Annotated in this window: 15 protein-coding genes; 8 read left to right on the forward strand and 7 right to left on the reverse strand. The window is 63.3% G+C overall.

The features are described from left to right. Positions 1-169 precede the first annotated feature (169 nt). From HK353_RS02850 to lipB, 3 genes are all read right to left on the reverse strand, one after another. Complete coding sequence (locus HK353_RS02850) at positions 170-907, reverse strand: DUF4191 domain-containing protein (protein WP_173152137.1); 738 nt, start codon at positions 905-907, stop codon at positions 170-172. A gap of 63 nt (positions 908-970) precedes the next feature. Further along, positions 971-2,023, reverse strand: a complete 1,053-nt coding sequence (lipA, locus tag HK353_RS02855; RefSeq protein ID WP_173152139.1) for a lipoyl synthase — start codon at positions 2,021-2,023, stop codon at positions 971-973. A 10-nt stretch (positions 2,024-2,033) separates the two neighbouring features. Next, complete coding sequence (gene lipB, locus HK353_RS02860; RefSeq protein WP_173152141.1) at positions 2,034-2,672, reverse strand: lipoyl(octanoyl) transferase LipB; 639 nt, start codon at positions 2,670-2,672, stop codon at positions 2,034-2,036. 158 nt (positions 2,673-2,830) lie between these two features. Here lipB and HK353_RS02865 point away from each other — a divergent pair, with 158 nt between their 5' ends. Beyond that, positions 2,831-4,246: a hypothetical protein gene (locus HK353_RS02865; RefSeq protein WP_173152143.1), complete on the forward strand. Its 1,416-nt coding sequence runs from the start codon at positions 2,831-2,833 to the stop codon at positions 4,244-4,246. A 62-nt stretch (positions 4,247-4,308) separates the two neighbouring features. On the opposite strand, the gene sucB is transcribed toward HK353_RS02865, so the two are convergent. The 3 genes from sucB to HK353_RS02880 all read right to left on the reverse strand — a co-directional run bounded on the left by sucB (position 4,309) and on the right by HK353_RS02880 (position 9,168). After that, on the reverse strand, positions 4,309-6,129 hold the full coding sequence (gene sucB, locus HK353_RS02870; RefSeq protein ID WP_173152145.1) for a 2-oxoglutarate dehydrogenase, E2 component, dihydrolipoamide succinyltransferase: 1,821 nt from the start codon (positions 6,127-6,129) through the stop codon (positions 4,309-4,311). Between the two features lie 21 nt (positions 6,130-6,150). Beyond that, entirely contained in the window at positions 6,151-7,539 is a 1,389-nt protein-coding gene (lpdA, locus tag HK353_RS02875; protein ID WP_173152147.1) for a dihydrolipoyl dehydrogenase, read from the reverse strand. 153 nt (positions 7,540-7,692) lie between these two features. Next, positions 7,693-9,168 (reverse strand): leucyl aminopeptidase, encoded by a 1,476-nt coding sequence (locus tag HK353_RS02880; protein WP_173152149.1) that lies wholly within the window; start codon positions 9,166-9,168, stop codon positions 7,693-7,695. 146 nt (positions 9,169-9,314) lie between these two features. On the opposite strand from HK353_RS02880, the gene HK353_RS02885 reads away from it, so the two are divergent. Next, on the forward strand, positions 9,315-10,421 hold the full coding sequence (locus HK353_RS02885; RefSeq protein WP_173152151.1) for a quinone-dependent dihydroorotate dehydrogenase: 1,107 nt from the start codon (positions 9,315-9,317) through the stop codon (positions 10,419-10,421). On the opposite strand, the gene HK353_RS02890 is transcribed toward HK353_RS02885, so the two are convergent. Further along, positions 10,396-11,007, reverse strand: coding sequence for a DUF3043 domain-containing protein (locus tag HK353_RS02890; RefSeq protein WP_173152153.1), 612 nt, complete (start codon positions 11,005-11,007; stop codon positions 10,396-10,398). The genes HK353_RS02885 and HK353_RS02890 overlap by 26 nt on opposite strands. A gap of 23 nt (positions 11,008-11,030) precedes the next feature. Between HK353_RS02890 and HK353_RS02895 the strand changes: the two genes are divergently transcribed. The 6 genes from HK353_RS02895 to HK353_RS02920 all read left to right on the forward strand — a co-directional run bounded on the left by HK353_RS02895 (position 11,031) and on the right by HK353_RS02920 (position 16,622). After that, positions 11,031-12,407 (forward strand): dipeptidase, encoded by a 1,377-nt coding sequence (locus tag HK353_RS02895; RefSeq protein WP_173152155.1) that lies wholly within the window; start codon positions 11,031-11,033, stop codon positions 12,405-12,407. 79 nt (positions 12,408-12,486) lie between these two features. Further along, positions 12,487-12,840 (forward strand): HesB/IscA family protein, encoded by a 354-nt coding sequence (locus HK353_RS02900; protein ID WP_025778316.1) that lies wholly within the window; start codon positions 12,487-12,489, stop codon positions 12,838-12,840. 29 nt (positions 12,841-12,869) lie between these two features. After that, on the forward strand, positions 12,870-13,547 hold the full coding sequence (gene aat / locus HK353_RS02905) for a leucyl/phenylalanyl-tRNA--protein transferase (RefSeq protein ID WP_173152157.1): 678 nt from the start codon (positions 12,870-12,872) through the stop codon (positions 13,545-13,547). 110 nt (positions 13,548-13,657) lie between these two features. Then, entirely contained in the window at positions 13,658-14,530 is an 873-nt protein-coding gene (gene ctaC / locus HK353_RS02910) for an aa3-type cytochrome oxidase subunit II (protein WP_082819349.1), read from the forward strand. Next, complete coding sequence (gene ctaD, locus HK353_RS02915) at positions 14,527-16,224, forward strand: aa3-type cytochrome oxidase subunit I (protein ID WP_173152159.1); 1,698 nt, start codon at positions 14,527-14,529, stop codon at positions 16,222-16,224. Before ctaC ends, ctaD begins: the two co-directional genes overlap by 4 nt. Beyond that, the gene (locus tag HK353_RS02920) at positions 16,221-16,622 is read left to right on the forward strand and encodes a cytochrome c oxidase subunit 4 (protein ID WP_173152161.1); all 402 of its coding nucleotides are present in this window, start codon (positions 16,221-16,223) and stop codon (positions 16,620-16,622) included. The genes ctaD and HK353_RS02920 overlap by 4 nt, the downstream gene beginning before the upstream one ends. The last annotated feature ends 5 nt before the right edge of the window (positions 16,623-16,627 follow it).

The following is a 16,627-nucleotide window of genomic DNA, read 5'->3' on the forward strand; positions in this document are numbered from 1 at the left end:
CTGCCCCTCCATTCCCCCCCCCCGGGGGCCCCCGCCCCCCGGCCCGTGGTGGGGGGGCCGCGGTCTGGTATTATGTGGGTAAGGGGATGGGGCGCCGACTCTCGTTGAGTCGGCGCCGCTTCTCCTTGCCTCGGCTGAAGGGCTCGTGCCTTCGCTGAGGGGCTGCGGGTCAGCGTCCGCGCATCGCCTTGTGGTTCGGGCGGGCCTTGTTCGGGTCGATGCCCTTCGGGATCGGCGGGCGGGTGCCCTGCGTCCCGAGAGCAGCCAGACGATTGCGCACGGCCAGGACCTCGGCGCGGTTGAGCTTGCGCGGCAGCTTCTGCACGGCCGGAACGACCTGCTTCATCGCCAACTGGCCCTCTTCCTTGCCGCCCTGGAAGGTGTGCACCGGAACATTGGGGAGGATGCGTTCGTGGCGCTTCTTCTCCTTGGCCAGCAGTTTCGCGCTGCGTCCCTTCGGACCTTCGCTCAGCAGCACGACGCCGGCACGACCGGTCGACCGGAACACGAGGTCACGGCTCTTCGGATCGACGGCGATCGGCTTCTCATCCATGAGGTACCCGCGACGGGCCGTGTTGAGAACAGCGCCGAAGGCTCCGGGCTGTCCGTCCATCTGAGCGAATGCGGCGGTCTCGGCGAAGCGGCCGAGCATGAACATGCCCAACAGCAGACCGACCATGAAACCGAGGATCGTCGTGAAGATCGCGGTGGTGCCGCCGATGAGCAGACCGATCAGCAGACCGATGAGCGTGCATCCGAGGATCGCCGCAGCCAGCAGCCACGGGGTCGCTTTGTTGTGTTTGGCGGACAGCTCGTAGACCTGACGCATCTGCGCCAGTCGGCCGGGCTTCTTGTTCGGATCCTTTGGCTTGCGCCGGAAGAGTCCCATACGCGGTTCTTCGCTCATTCTCTCACTTGCTCTTGAGGGGCGTTGCGGCGTCGCCTCCGGTAATCAGGGGGAGGCCGACGCTCATTGCTCAGCAGTCAAGTCTACCTCTTCGCCGGGGCCGAAGGTATCCACAACGGCCTGCGCCTCCTGCTTGGCGGGCGTGTGCTTGTCCAGGTGCGCCAGATGCGAGGGGATCTCCTCCCCGCGGCGGCGCATGGCTGTGGCCCACAGGCGGCCGGCACGGTACGACGAACGTACGAGCGGACCCGACATGACACCGAGGAAGCCGATCTCCTCTGCAGCATCGCGCAGCATCACGAAGTCGGCGGGCTTGACCCACCGGGTCACGGGATGGTGCCGGGGAGAGGGACGCAGGTACTGCGTGATGGTGATGAGGTCGCAGCCGGCATCGTGGAGGTCCTGCAACGCGGAGATGATCTCGTCATTCGTCTCACCCATCCCGAGGATGAGGTTCGATTTCGTGACCAGGCCGGCTTCGCGGGCCTGAGTGATCACCGACAGCGATCGTTCGTAGCGGAATGCGGGACGGATGCGCTTGAAGATGCGCGGAACCGTTTCGACATTGTGCGCGAGCACTTCGGGGCGGGAGGAGAACACCTCGGCGAGCTGATCCGGCTTGGCATTGAAATCAGGGATGAGCAGCTCGACGCCGGTGCCGCGTCCGTCGACATACGAGAGGTCGTGGATCTGGCGCACGGTCTCGGCATAGAGCCAGGCGCCGCCGTCTTCGAGGTCATCGCGAGCCACGCCGGTGATCGTCGAGTAGCGCAGACCCATCTCCGCCACCGAGGCGGCCACCCGGCGAGGCTCGTCAGCATCGAATTCGGCCGGTCGGCCGGTATCGATCTGACAGAAGTCACAGCGTCGGGTGCACTGTTCGCCGCCGATGAGGAAGGTCGCTTCGCGATCCTCCCAACATTCGAAGATATTCGGGCAGCCAGCCTCTTCGCAGACAGTGTGCAGGTCCCGCTTGCGCACGAGCGACTTCAGCGCGGTGTATTCGGGGCCGATATGGGCCTTCGCCTTGATCCAGGCCGGCTTGTCCTCGATGGGTGTCTCGGAGTTGCGGGCTTCGACGCGGAGCATGCGGCGGCCCTCTGGTGCAATCGTCATCTGAGTTCTCCTAAGCGGTGATGGTCTCGTGCAGGATTTCGTCGAGTCGCGATGCCACATCTTCGGGAGTGACTGTGCGACCGAGCTCAGCACTGATGGACGTGGTGTCGGCGTCTGTAATGCCACACGGGACGATGGACTCATAGGCGCCGAGGTCGTTGCTGCAGTTGAGGGCCAGGCCGTGCATCGTCACGCCTTCGTGGATGCGGATGCCGATAGCACCGATCTTACGGTCACGACGGAGTTCGTCGCCGCGCAGCCAGACACCGGCACGGCCCTCGATCGTGGTCGCTTCGATCTCGTATTCGGAGAGCAGTCGGATCATCGCGTCCTCGAGTTGGGACACGAAGAGTCGGACCTCTTTGGGGTCGTTAAGTTTGTAGATGAAGTAGGCGACCAGCTGTCCGGGGCCGTGCCAGGTGATCTTCCCGCCGCGGTCGACGTCGATGACATCGGTGCCGTCGGTCGGTCGTTCGAAGTCCTCGGTGCGCTTGCCGGCCGTATAGACCGGAGAATGCTCGAGGAGCAGCATCGTCGATTGACGGTCACCTGCGAGCACTTCATCGTGGTATCTCTTCTGCAATTCCCAAGTCTGCCGATAGTCCGAGAGGACAGGGGCGAACCCGAGCGTTTCTGTGGCCAGGGGCATGGCTCCACACTATGACTCTTGTCCCCGGTGTTCAATTTGTTTCCAATCACATCTGGCGGCCGCCACCGACGCTGTGGCCCTTGACACATAGCGACAGCGGCGAGCATCATTAAACAACACCAAATGTGACTTATCATCATCAACGGAGATGACGAACCATGACATGGGAGTTCCAAGCAACGATCGCGGATGATATCCATCGCGTCGTCGATTCCGACGGTCGCAGTGCGTGGGGCGTCGTGCACAAAGATTTCGATGCCGACGATCCCCGTGTTCTCGCCCTCACCGAGGTGGCTCTCCCGAACGGCGCCCGTTCCCTTCTCATCGTCCCCGCTTCGCCCGGTGGGCTCGTCCTCGACGTGATCCGCGCCTATCAGGGACTGACCGAGGCCGAGCTGTGCACCCTGTTCCTGGGCATCATCGAGGAGCTCACGACGTGCGCGCGGCCAGAGGATCGGCTCACTCTTTCCGCGTTCTCCCTCGACGCCCACGGTCGACCGGTCATCATTCCCGGAGTCTCGGCGCCCATGGCGACGACACCGCGCCGTGCGGTGGGAGAGATGATCTATCACGCCGTCTACGGGCGACCGTGGGCCGAGGTTCTGCTTCCCGTCGAACTCGCGCTGTCTGAGTCATCGTCGGCTCTGCGATCGCTCGTCGCAGGTCTCTTGGACGATGCGGCGTCCGATATCGGCTTGGGCGGCGCTCTCGCCGAGGCGGCCGGTTCTCTTCGTGCACTCGACCGTCCGGCTGCGCTGCCGCTGGTGCCTGCCGAGAGCGGAACGTCGCCGGAATCGGCCCTCACAGCTCGACTGCGCGTGGCAACCGGGCTCAGACCGCACCGGCGATCCGAGGAGGACATCGATTCGACGCTCAGCGCATCGGCTCCTCCTCTGCGCGGGGGCGGAGTGACTCCGCTGCGCGCCGATGCGAAGAGCTCGCGACGTTCGAGACGCGAACGCAGGCGCGCAGTTGGCCGAAGGGTATTGATGACATCGCTGCTGGACTCCGTGGACTCCCTGTGGACCCGCCTGCTGGCGGTGGACCTGCAGCGGGCGTTCGGGCGCAGAACTCTGTTCATCGGCGTCGCCGTGTGCCTGACGGTACTCGGCGGAATAGTCGTCTGGTCCTCATGGTCGTCCACCTCGGCCGTGAGCGGAGAAGAGGCGTCGTCCGCCGAGGGGGCGGACCGGTCACCCGAAGCGACGTCGACGCCGAGCGCAGACGACGTGACCGCCGTCCTCGAGGAACTGTGTGAGTCACGCGCAGCAGCTCTCAGCAATGGCGACGAGGCGGCTCTGAAGGCGCTGACGGTGCCCGAGTCGGCCGCCGCAGCAGCCGATGAGCTCATCGATCTTTCGACGTATGCCGACTCCGACTATTCGATCGATGTCGAGGACGTGGTCATCGTCGCCGCCGACGATGACCGGGTGGTCGCCTCGGCGCTCATGAGGTCGAGCGGAGGCACCGGGGCCGACCTGGTGGAGTTCGCCGAGCAGACCGTCGAATTCGAACTGCACAGAGTCGAGGGGGCATGGCTCGTAGCGGAGGTCCGGGAGGCGACGACGCGGTGAATGGCACGAGGGGCCGACCACGAATGGTCGGCCCCTCGAAACGGTGTGTCGGTCGGTCAGGCTCAGAGGTCGAGATCGGCCTCGAAGTTGCCTTCTTCCAGACGTGCCTTGATGGTCTGCAGGAATCGTCCTGCATCCGCACCGTCGACCAGCTGGTGGTTGTAGGTCAACGGCAGGTACACCATGTCGCGGATCGCGATCGCCTCATCACCGTCGGCCGTCTTCACGGCGATGGGACGGCGGACGATCGCGCCCGTGCCGATGATGCCCATCTGCGGCTGGTTGATGATCGGCGTGTCGAACAGCGCCCCGACGGAACCGATGTTGGTCACCGTGAAGGTTCCGCCCGACAGCTCGTCCGGCATGATCTTGTTGTTGCGGGTCCGGTCAGCGACATCGTCGATGGCCTTCGACAGACCTGCGACGCTGAGGTCACCGGCATCCTTGATCACGGGCACGAGCAGTCCGCGCGGGGTGTCGACCGCGACGGCCAGGTGCTCGTGATCGAAGTAGGTGATCTGCTGCGACTCGAGATCATACTGGGCGTTGACCTTCGGGTGCACCTGAAGCGCTTCGACGATGGCCTTGGCGAAGAACGGCAGGTAGGTCAGCTTCGAACCGTGCTTGGCCTGGAATGCCTCCTTGTTGGCCTTGCGCAGTTTGACGACGCGAGACATATCCACTTCGATGACCTGCGTGAGCTGAGCGGAGACGTCGAGGGACTCGCTCATGCGCTTGGCGATGGTCTGGCGGATACGCGAAGCCTTCTCCGTGGTGCCGCGCAGCTTCGCAGCCTCCTCGGGGATCTCAACCTTGAACGGAGCCTTCGGAGCTCCGGCCGATGCGCCCGCGTCTGCCGCTGGAGCGGCAGCAGGGCCGTTCTTCGCGGCCGACTCGACATCCTGCTTGCGGATGCGTCCGCCCACTCCGGTGCCGGTGACCTGCGAGAGGTCGACACCCTTCTCGCGGGCCAGACGGCGCACGAGGGGAGTGACGTAGGCAGCGTTCTCGCCGACGGTGTCGGCGGCGGCAGGGGCCTGTGCAGCGGCCTCCACCGGCTCTTCGGCCTGAGCGGCAGAAGCCGACTGCGCCGACGCGTCTGCGGCCGGCTTGGGAGCCGACTCCTGCTTCGGGGCCTCCTGCTTCGGGGCCTCCTCGGCGGGGGCTTCCTCCTTCGGAGCTTCCTCGGCGGGGGCCTCTTCCTTGGGCGCTTCCTCAGCTGGTGCGGATTCGGCCGGGGCACCGGAACCGATGCGGGCCAGAGGCGCGCCGACCTCGACGGTGTCGTCCTCGTCCGCCAGGTGAGCCTGAACGACTCCGGCAACGGGGGAGGGGACCTCGGTGTCGACCTTGTCGGTGGAGACCTCGAGGAGCGGTTCGTCGACCTCGACCTCTTCACCGACCTCCTTGAGCCACCGGGTCACGGTGCCCTCGGTGACGGATTCGCCGAGCGCGGGCATCGTGATCTCGGTGCCTTCGGAGGATCCGGAATCCGAAGCGGCAGGTGCCGACTCCTCGGCCGGGGCCTCTTCGGCCGCCGGTGCCTCTTGGGCAGGTGCTTCTTCGGCCGGGGCCTCTGCAGGCTCTTCGGCCGGGGCCACTGCAGGCTCCTCGGCGGGTTCCTCGTCGTCGGATGAAGCGCCGCTGCCGTCGCCGATGTAGGCGAGGTCGCCGCCGACCTCGACCACATCATCTTCTTCGGCCAGGATCTTCTCGAGGGTGCCCGCGTAGGGGCTCGGGATCTCAGTGTCGACCTTGTCGGTCGACACCTCGAGCAACGGCTCGTCTACCTCGACTTCTTCGCCCACTTCCTTGAGCCAGCGAGTGACAGTGCCCTCGGTGACCGACTCTCCGAGAGCCGGCATCTGAACGGAATTCGACATGAGTATTCGTCTCCTCGGATCTTATGAGTGGAAGTGCAGGGGTTTGCCGGCCAGGGCCAGGTGGGCCTCGCCGAGTGCTTCGTTCTGCGTGGGGTGCGCATGGATGAGCTGCGCGACTTCCTCGGGGAATGCTTCCCAATTGACGATGAGCTGAGCTTCACCGGCCTGCTCGGACAGGCGCGCGCCGATACCGTGCACGCCCACGACCGGACCGTCTTTTTCCCTGACGACCTTGATCAGACCTGTCGTGTTCAGGATCACGGACTTGCCGTTGCCGCCGAGGTTGTACTCGAGAGCTTCGACCTGATCCTTGCCGTACTTCTCTTCCGCCTGTGCGGAGGAGAGTCCGACGGAGAAGATCTCCGGTTCGCAGTAGGTCACGCGCGGGATGCCGGATTCGACGACCGGTGCCGGGTTGAGGCCGGCGATCTCCTCGGCGATGAAGATGCCCTGACCGAAGGCGCGGTGGGCCAGCTGGAGTCCGGGGACGATATCGCCGCAGGCGTAGATGTTCCCGACGCCGGTGTGGAGACGTTCGTTGGCCAGGACGAATCCGCGATCCATCGGGATGCCCTGCTCTTCGAAGCCGAAGCCCTCGGTGACCGGGCCGCGGCCGACGGCGACGAGGAGGTACTCCGCCTCGAGCGTCGAACCGTCTTCGAGAGTGACCTTGACCCCGTCGGCAGTCTCTTCGACGCCCTTGAACATGACGCCGAGCTTGAACTTGATCTTGCGCTTCTTGAAAGCGCGTTCGAGGTTCTTCGAGATGGTCTCGTCCTCGTTGGCAACGAGGTGCTTGAGGCCTTCGACGATCGTGACGTCGGCTCCGAAGGAGTTCCAGACGCTGGCGAACTCGACGCCGATGACGCCGCCGCCGAGCACGATGGCCGAGTTCGGGACCTTGTCGAGCTGGAGAGCCTCGGTGCTCGTGATCACGCGGTCGGTGACCTCGAGTCCGATGGTCTTCGATGTCGAACCGGTCGAGAGCAGAACGTTCGTGCCTTTGACGGTGTGGTTGCCGTCTTCGCCGGTGACCTCGACGGTGTCTTTGCCGACGAGCTTGCCGGTGCCGAAGTAGGTGTCGATTCCGCGAGCCTTGACCAGACCCTGCAGACCCTTGTAGTTGCGGGTGATGACCCCGTCCTTGTACTCGAGCACCTTGGCGATGTCGATCCCCTTGAACTCGGCTTCGATGCCGAAGGTCTCGGAGTTCTTGGCGGTGTCGGCGACTTCTGCGGCGTGCAGAAAAGCCTTCGTCGGCACGCAGCCACGGTGCAGGCAGGTGCCTCCCACCTTGTCGCGTTCGATCAAAGCGACCTTCATGTCGAGCTCTGCGGCTCGCAGAGCAGCGGCATAGCCACCGGTTCCGCCACCCAGAACGACAAGGTCGTAGGTCAATTCGTCACTCACGGATTTCTCCTCGTAGCTGTGAATAAGCCTGCAGTACGCAGCTTTCTGTCTTATCTTTCCACTTTTCTTGCCCGGGGCGAAGAAAAACGCTGTCTGATTGGACACAGGTGGGCATGATCACGTTCATCTCGACAGCGTGTAGAACCACCGGGCTCAGGCCTTCGCCTTCGCGATTTCGATGAGGGTGCGCACCGCGGCTCCGGTCGCGGCCTTCGGCGTGTAGCCGAAGGGTGCCGACCCGTTGAAGCTCGGTCCGGCGATATCGATATGCGCCCAGTTCGCATCCTCACCGACGAACTCCCGCAGGAACGCGGCAGCGGCGAGCATGCCGCCGGGACGCGGTCCTGAGTTCGTGAGATCGGCGGCGGTGGAGTCGAACCCGGAGAGCATCTCCTCGGGGATCGGCATCGCCCACATCTGCTCACCGGCCACGGACGCCGAGGCGATGACCTCTGCCCGTGCGGCCTCGGAGCCCATGACACCGGAGGTGCGTTCGCCGAGTGCGACGATCTGAGCGCCGGTGAGTGTGGCCACATCGATGAGCAGATCCGGGTTCTCTGCCCCGGCGTCGGTGAGTGCATCGGCGAGGACGAGTCGGCCCTCGGCATCGGTGTTCGTGACCTCGACGGTCTTGCCGCTGCGCATCTTCAGCACGTCGCTGGGGCGCTGTGCCGAAGATCCGGGCATGTTCTCCGCCATCGGCAGCCACGCGGTGACCCGCACGGGCAGTTTGAGGTCGGCGATGCCGAAGAGCGCCTGTACGACGGCCGCGGAACCGGCCATATCGGACTTCATGTCCTCCATGCTCTTCGCGGGCTTGAGTGAAATGCCGCCGGAGTCGAAGGTGATTCCCTTGCCGACGAAGCTGAGATGGCGCTTGGCGCCGCGAGGTGCGTATTCGACCTTGACGAGGCGGGGTCCGCGGGTCGAACCCTGGCCGACGCCGATGATTCCGCCGTAGCCTCCGGCCTTGAGCTCCTTCTCGCCGAGCACTGTGACCTTGAGCTTGCGGTCCTTGGCCTGGCCCTTGACGATCTCGGCGTAGGACTCGGGGTAGAGATCGAGTGGGGGAGTGTTGACGAGATCGCGAGCTCTGTTCGTCGCAGCCGCGATCACCTCACCGGCGTCATGGGCCGCGGCGAAGGTCTTGCCCTTGGGGCCGATGACGGTGATCTCGCCCGGAGTCCTGCCTTCGCTGCGGTAGTCGAGGAAGCGGTACGCACCGAGTCCGGCGCCTACTGTGACTGCTTCGACCTCGGCCGGAGTAGCGGCGGGCAGGGCCAGTGCGACCGACTCGGCACCGTCGAGTGCGCGCAGAGCGGCACCTGCGCCTCGGCGCAGCGATTCAGCAGCTGCGGCGACATCGGAGTCATCGGGATCGAAGTCGCCGAGTCCCACGAGCAGGACGGAGTCGGCGGCGACACCCTTCGGAGCGGGAACACGAGCGGTGGATCCGGCCTTTCCGCTGAACCCGATGGCGCGAGCGGCTTCGTCGAGGGCGGTCTTCGCCGCTTTCGCCCCTTCGAACCCGAGGACCATCGAGTCCGCTGCCGCCAGCACCAGAACGGAGGCGGTGGCCTTCACCGGTGAGGTCGTGGAGTAGCTGCTGAGGGTGGATGCACCAGCCATGAGTTCCCTTTCAGTCGACTTTGAACGTTGATTCGATCCTAATGCCAAACACGTCGACTTGCTGAAGCAGTGAAGCCGGCACCTGCTGACGCGGTGAAGCCGGCGCCTGCTGAAGCGCCGAGGATCTCTGACATATTCTTGACTCCGTGTACTCATTGATCTTCAGACTTCTCTTCGTTCCGATGGATGCCGAACGGGCCCATCACCTCTCGTTCACCGCCCTGCGGCTCCTTGACTCCATCCCCCTGCTCGGGCGTCTGCTCCGCTTCGTCTGCGCCCGCGGCACCGTCCGGCCCGTCGAGGTGATGGGACTGCCCTTCGCCAATCGCGTCGGCCTGGCCGCCGGGTTCGACAAGAACGGCGTCGGCATCCGTGCGCTGTCGTCGCTGGGCTTCGGCCATATCGAGGTCGGAACGATCACCGCCCACGCCCAGCCGGGCAATGATCAGCCCCGGCTGTTCCGTCTGCGGAAGAACCTCGCCCTTCTCAACCGGATGGGGTTCAACAATGACGGAGCTCGCCAGGCTTCGTTCAACATCGCCGCCGAACGGACCAAGATCGACGCCCTCCCGCAGCGGCTGCGCCCGATCGTGGGCATCAACATCGGCAAGACGAAGGTCGTCGAGGCAGCCGATGCAGTGTCCGATTACGCCGCCTCGACGCGTGCGCTGGCTCCCTTGGCCGACTACCTCGTGATCAATGTCAGTTCACCGAACACCCCGGGTCTGCGTGATCTGCAGTCCGCGAGCAGCCTGGAGCCGATCATCACGGCAGTCCGCGACACCGCCGCCGAGGTGGCGGACAGTCCGCGCTCGACGCTGGGACATGTGCCCCTGCTCGTCAAGATCGCTCCGGACCTGGCCGACGAGGATGTGATCGAGATCTGCGACCTCGCTCTGCGCACCGGAGTCGACGGACTCATCACGACGAACACGACGATCGACCGGTCCGTGCTGACCGGCGCCGAGGCGAAGTTCGCCGAAGGCCAGGCCGGTGGAATCTCCGGACGCCCCGTGGCCGAACGCTCGCTCGAAGTGCTGCGTCTGGTGAAGAAGCATGTGGGCGATGAGCTCACCGTCATCTCCGTCGGGGGAGTCGCGGATGCGAAAGACGCCCGGGCACGAGTGGCCACGGGCGCCGATCTGGTTCAGGTCTATTCGGAGATGATCTACTCCGGTCCGTTCTTCCCCGGCCGCATCGTCCGCGGCCTCGAGTCGAGCCGACTGCTCACTCGGGGTACTGACGCCTCTTGACCTGCGGCTTGGGCATGCGCAGCGGACGCAGCTGGATGCTGCGCATGACGGCATAGAAGGTGATTCCCCGTTCGACTTCGCCGAACTTACTGCGCAGTCGGTTCTTCAGGATGTAGCTGAGCACGAACCCGTCGAGGACGATCAGCGCGATGAGTCCCCAGACCGCATAGGTGAAGTACTGCTGAATCTGCACCGGCTGGGTGAAGGCGATGACGAGGATGAGGATCGCGGCGGGGATGAAGATCTCGCCGATCGAGAAGCGAGCATCGATGTAGTCGCGGATGTACCGACGCTGAGGTCCTTTGTCACGGCGGGTGAGGTACTTCTCCTCACCGTTCATCATGCCGATGCGCGCGCGATCACGCTCCTGCCGCTGCTGTTCCTTGGCTTGTCTGTTCGCAACCTTGCGATCCTTGTTCACCAAGGGCTGACGGCGCGCAGACTCCTGTTGGCTGCGCTTGGGCGTGGGCCGTCCCTTCTTCGCTTCCGCATCGCGACGGGCGTCGGCTTCTGCGGAGAGGTCGTCATGGACTGGCTGAGAGGCAGAGGTTTCGTTCTCCGCGCGAGATTTTTTGCTTCCGAACACGAGATGAATACTACCTTTGGAGAATGAGCGAATCGACTTCAGCACTTGACAGTGCACAATTGCATGCCGAACTGGACACCATCTTCGACGAGGTCCTCGGCAATCTCACGGATCTCGTCGCCATCCCCTCCGTCGCCTGGCCGAGCTTCGACGCCGCGAATGTCACGGCCAGCGCCGAGGCGGTCGCCGGCATGGCCAGCGACCTCGGCCTCGACGTCGACATCCTCAGCGCCGACCAGCCCGACGGAACCCCTGGATACCCGGCCGTCGTGGCCTCCGTGCCGGCGCCCGAAGGCGCCCCGACCGTCCTCCTCTACGCCCACCACGACGTCCAGCCGCCCGGACGCGCCGAGGACTGGGACACCGAACCGTTCGTCGCCACCCGCAGGGGCGATCGTCTCTTCGGACGCGGAGCCGCCGATGACAAAGCCGGGATCATGGTCCATCTCACGGCTCTGCGGCTGCTGGCCGACCGCCTCGGTGTGGGTGTGACTCTGTTCTTCGAAGGCGAGGAAGAAGCTGGCAGCCCGAGCTTCCGCAATTTCCTCGAGACCTACCGGGATCGTCTGCGCGCCGATGTCATCGTCGTCGCCGACTCCGGCAACTGGGCCGCGGGGACCCCGGCACTGACGACGAGCCTGCGCGGAATGTGCGCCGTCGAATTCGAGGTCTCCACTCTCGACCACGCCGTGCACTCGGGAATGTACGGGGGAGTGGCACCGGATGCGATGCTCGCGATGACGAAGCTGCTGGCCACCCTCCACGACGACAACGGCTCCGTTGCTGTCGCCGGACTGCACTCGGCCACGGACACGGACATCGACTACGACGAGGCGACTCTGCGCACCGACTCCGGAGTGCTCGCGGAGACCGAGCTCATCGGCGCAGGCACCTTGGCCTCCCGTCTGTGGACCCAGCCGTCGATCACCGTCATCGGCCTCGACATCCCCGATGTGGCGGTCTCCTCGAACACCCTGCAGTCCTCGCTGAAGGCCAAACTTTCCATCCGCCTCGCACCCGGCGACACCCCCGACTCGGCGGTCAGGGCCGTCGAAGACCATCTGCGGGCGAACCTGCCCTTCGGTGCGCAGCTGAGCATCGGTGAGACCGAAGGCGGCAGCCCTTGGCAGGCCGATGAGAACGACCCCGTGGTCCAGACCGCCCGACAGGCACTCACCGATGCCTGGGGCACCGAATCGGTGACGATGGGCATCGGCGGCTCCATCCCCTTCATCGCCGATCTGCTCGAGGTGTTCCCCAGCGCGTCGATCCTCGTCACGGGTGTCGAAGACCCGGACGCCCGAGCCCACAGTGCCAACGAATCGCTGTACCTGCCCGACTTCAGGGCCGCGATCGTCGCAGAAGCCCTGCTGCTGCAGCGCCTCGGCGAAAGAGGATGACACGAGCGGGGAATAGCTTGCACGGCACCGATGTTGACACCGGTGTAGCCTGGGGACAGGAACGCGAAAAGGAGTAACCATGACTGTGACCGAAAAAGCAGAAGCCACCCACGAGGTGGAGCTGTCGTCGACCGCTGCCGACAAGGTCCGCAGCCTGCTGGAACAGGAAGGTCGTGACGACCTGCGCCTGCGCGTGGCTGTCCAGCCCGGCGGATGTTCCGGACTGATCTATCAGCTCTATTTCGATGAGCGTTTCCTCGACGGAGACGCAGTCCGCGACTTCGACGGCGTCGAGGTCATCGTCGACCGGATGAGCGTTCCCTACCTCAGCGGTTCGACCATCGACTTCTCCGACACCATCGAGAAGCAGGGCTTCACTATCGACAACCCCAACGCCGGCGGATCCTGCGCCTGCGGAGACTCGTTCCACTGATCAGCCTCGGCTGAGGAGGAGCGCTTCTCATGGACCTGGAGGATCTGCGTGCCGTGTCATATACGGCAACGCAGCCCCAGGTCCTTTTGTCGTATCGGGCCGGACTCTTCCCCATGGGGGTCGGCCACGGGGGCACCGGTCGGATGGGATGGTGGGCGCCACGACGACGTGGAGTTCTGTTTCCCGGTGACCTGCGCGTGACGAAGAGCCTGCGCAAATCGATGAAGCACTTCACCTTCACCACCAACCGCGCCTTCATGCACGTCATCCGCTCGTGTGCCGACCCAGCGCGGACGGGCAGCTGGATCACCGAGGAGATGATCGAGCTCTACCAGGGCCTCCACGACGACGGGTGGGCCCATTCGGTAGAGGTATGGAACGAGGACGAACTGGTCGGCGGACTCTACGGAGTCGCCATCGGATCGTTCTTCGCCGGCGAATCGATGTTTCACACTCAGCGGGACGCCTCGAAGGCCGCGCTGGCCCACCTCGTCGGACTCTTCGACGGCGTCGACGTCGACAGCCGACATCGCGGGGCGAACTCGGCGGATGAGGACACCGGACCGGGGGGCTGGCTCATTGACACTCAGTGGCAGACATCACATTTGTCCACGCTCGGCGTGTCGGAGATCAGCGGCCTCGAATACTCCGCGCACCTAGATTCCGCGCTCAGGGGCCGCATCTGTCAGGATATTCTCAACAAATGAACATCTGCAGGTGAATTTCTACCGCGTGTAGCGGTAGTCTTGTAGGTGACAGAGTAAGTACACGTCTCTCGGTCTGACCTGGAGACGCAGAACGTTGTGAAAGGCTGCACGTGGATTCTCCGAATCAGTCAGGACCGCAGCGGTCCTGGGCGAAGCGGCTCGGCATTCTGAGCGCAGTATTGATACCGGTACTGCTATCGGGTTGCACCAAAGAGCAGATCGCCACGGGATTTTTCCCCGTCGAATCGAAAGGCGCTACGAACCACACGGACGCCTATACAGCGCTGTGGAACGGCGGTTGGATCGCGCTTCTCATCGTCGGAATCATCGTGTGGGGCCTCATGCTGTGGGCGATGGTCGCCTATCGCCGCCGCAAGAATGATCGTGGACTGCCAGTGCAGTTGCGCTACAGCATGCCGATTGAAATCCTCTTCACTGTGACTCCGATCATTCTCGTGCTCGGATTCTTCTTCCAGAACGTCCAGGTTATGGAAAAGACCGTCGACGACAGGACTCCCGGTGAGCAGGTCATCGAAGTCGCTGCCAAGCAGTGGGCGTGGGATTTCAACTACGAGACCGAGAACGTCTACTACGGCAGCAAACAGGTCGAACTCGATGGCACTCCGGAGCCAGCAAAGAAGGTGCCGACCCTATATCTTCCCGTCGACACCGACCTGGAGATCCGCCTGCATTCTCGTGATGTCATTCATTCTTTCTGGGTTCCTGCGTTCCTCGAGAAGCGCGATATGATTCCCGGGCGCGACCAGAGTCTGCACTTGCGTGCGGAGAAGGAAGGCGAGTACGTCGGCAAGTGTGCCGAACTGTGCGGTGAGTACCACTCGGAGATGCTGTTCAATGTGAAGGTCGTATCCAAGGCGGAGTACCAGGAGTACACACAGTCGCTTGCCGATCAGGGCAACACAGGCCAGCTGGGTTCGGAGTACGATCGCAACTGGTACCCGAAAGAAGGTGCTGAGAAATGACTGCCACGATGAATCAAGCGGCGCTTGACGTTCCGGCTGTGCCCCGGAGCAAGGGCCGGATCATCGTCGACTGGATCACGTCGACTGACCATAAGACGATCGGGTACATGTACCTCATCGGTTCGTTCTTCTTCTTCTGCGTCGGCGGGGTGATGGCGCTCATCATCCGCCTCGAGCTCTTTGAGCCCGGTATGCAGATCGTGGAAACCAAAGAACAGTACAACCAGCTGTTCACCATGCACGGCACCCTGATGCTTCTGATGTTCGCCACACCGCTGTTCGCCGGCTTCGCCAACGTCATCATGCCGTTGCAGATCGGCGCCCCGGATGTGGCGTTCCCACGCTTGAATGCCTTCGCATTCTGGATGTTCCTCTTCGGCAGCCTCGTGGCTCTCTCCGGGTTCCTCACGCCGCAGGGTGCGGCATCATTCGGCTGGACGGCCTATGCGCCCCTGAGCAATACGACCTTCACTCCAGGAGCCGGCGGCAACTTGTGGGTTCTCGGACTTGCGTTGCAAGGGTTCGGAACGATCCTCGGATCGGTCAACTTCATCGCCACTATCATTACGATGCGTGCTCCGGGTATGACGATGTTCCGCATGCCGATTTTCTGCTGGAACGTACTCATCACCGCGATTCTCGTGCTCATGGCTTTCCAGCCCCTGGCAGCCGCGTTGCTGGTGCTCGCTTCAGACAGGATTCTGGGATCGAATGTCTTCAGTCCCGGAAACGGTGGGCCGATACTTTGGCAGCACCTGTTCTGGTTCTTCGGCCACCCGGAGGTATACGTCATCGCGTTGCCGTTCTTCGGTATCGTGACCGAAATCTTCCCGGTGTTCAGCCGAAAGCCGGTCTTCGGGTACAAGGAGCTCGTCTTCGCGACCATCACCATCGCGGCTCTTTCTGTGACAGTCTGGGCTCACCATATGTATGTCACAGGTGTTGTCGCATTGCCGTTCTTCGCCTTTATGACAATGCTTATCGCTATCCCGACAGGGGTGAAGTTCTTCAACTGGATCGGCACAATGTGGCGGGGTTCGATCACATTCGAAACTCCGATCGTGTGGTCTATCGGCTTCATGGCTACCTTCCTCTTCGGCGGACTCACCGGCGTCATTCTGGCGAGTCCTGCGCTCGACCAGCAGGTCTCCGACACCTATTTCGTCGTTGCTCACTTCCACTACGTCGTATTCGGCACCGTCGTGTTCGCGATGTTCGCAGGCTTCTACTTCTGGTGGCCGAAGTGGACGGGCAAAATGCTCAACGAAAAGCTTGGTCACATTCATTTCTGGATGCTGTTCATCGGATTCCACGGAACTTTCCTCGTGCAGCACTGGCTGGGCGCCGACGGTATGCCGCGTCGCTATGCCGATTACCTTCCGCAGGACGGCTTCACATGGATGAATCAGGTATCGACGGTCGGTTCGCTGCTGTTGGGTCTTTCTATGGTCCCATTCTTCTGGAATGTCTGGATCACCCATCGCAACGCTCCGAAGGTTACAGTCGATGATCCGTGGGGCTATGGCGGATCCCTGGAGTGGGCCACCTCTTGTCCGCCCCCGCGGCATAACTTCACCTCATTGCCTCGAATTCGTTCTGAACGGCCTGCCTTCGACCTCAATCACCCCGAGTTGCTTGAGTACAGCGGACATAGGCAGGAAAGTACCTTGCCCGGAGGAGACAACGCCAAATGAAGTCATCGATCTACCTCTTCAACCTCTGCGGCCTGTTCTTCATCGCAGTCGGTATCTTCTACGGCTTCTTCACCGACTTCAGCGAACTCGTCGGATTCCCGGCACTCCTCCTTGTCGGGCTGATGGCCCTGATGATCGGCGTCTATCTTTGGCTGACAGATCGTCGCGTCGGGCGCCAACCTCAGGACAACGACGACGCGGAGATCTCCGACGCCGACGCTGACTACGGATTCTTCAGTCCGTGGAGCTGGTGGCCGATCGTCAGCGCGGGTGCGGCTGCAGTGTCGTTTTACGGATTCGCTATGGGCTGGTGGATCGTTCCGTTCGGTGTTGTGCTCGGTATCGTCGCACTCGTCGGCCTTACCTATGAACATGACCGCGGTGACTTCGCTCACTGAAGTTG

Origin of the sequence: Brevibacterium permense (assembly GCF_013280495.1) — a bacterium.
GTDB lineage: Bacteria > Actinomycetota > Actinomycetes > Actinomycetales > Brevibacteriaceae > Brevibacterium > Brevibacterium permense.

What these genes read in the sequence shown, in the direction of transcription:
- aat (WP_173152157.1), top strand. Translation starts at nt 12,870, where the DNA reads ATGGACCTGGAGGATCTGCGTGCCGTGTCATATACGGCAACGCAGCCC.
- HK353_RS02850 (WP_173152137.1), bottom strand. Translation starts at nt 907, where the DNA reads ATGAGCGAAGAACCGCGTATGGGACTCTTCCGGCGCAAGCCAAAGGAT.
- sucB (WP_173152145.1), bottom strand. Translation starts at nt 6,129, where the DNA reads ATGTCGAATTCCGTTCAGATGCCGGCTCTCGGAGAGTCGGTCACCGAG.
- HK353_RS02900 (WP_025778316.1), top strand. Translation starts at nt 12,487, where the DNA reads ATGACTGTGACCGAAAAAGCAGAAGCCACCCACGAGGTGGAGCTGTCG.
- HK353_RS02865 (WP_173152143.1), top strand. Translation starts at nt 2,831, where the DNA reads ATGACATGGGAGTTCCAAGCAACGATCGCGGATGATATCCATCGCGTC.
- lipB (WP_173152141.1), bottom strand. Translation starts at nt 2,672, where the DNA reads ATGCCCCTGGCCACAGAAACGCTCGGGTTCGCCCCTGTCCTCTCGGAC.
- lipA (WP_173152139.1), bottom strand. Translation starts at nt 2,023, where the DNA reads ATGACGATTGCACCAGAGGGCCGCCGCATGCTCCGCGTCGAAGCCCGC.
- HK353_RS02880 (WP_173152149.1), bottom strand. Translation starts at nt 9,168, where the DNA reads ATGGCTGGTGCATCCACCCTCAGCAGCTACTCCACGACCTCACCGGTG.
- ctaD (WP_173152159.1), top strand. Translation starts at nt 14,527, where the DNA reads ATGACTGCCACGATGAATCAAGCGGCGCTTGACGTTCCGGCTGTGCCC.
- HK353_RS02895 (WP_173152155.1), top strand. Translation starts at nt 11,031, where the DNA reads ATGAGCGAATCGACTTCAGCACTTGACAGTGCACAATTGCATGCCGAA.
- HK353_RS02920 (WP_173152161.1), top strand. Translation starts at nt 16,221, where the DNA reads ATGAAGTCATCGATCTACCTCTTCAACCTCTGCGGCCTGTTCTTCATC.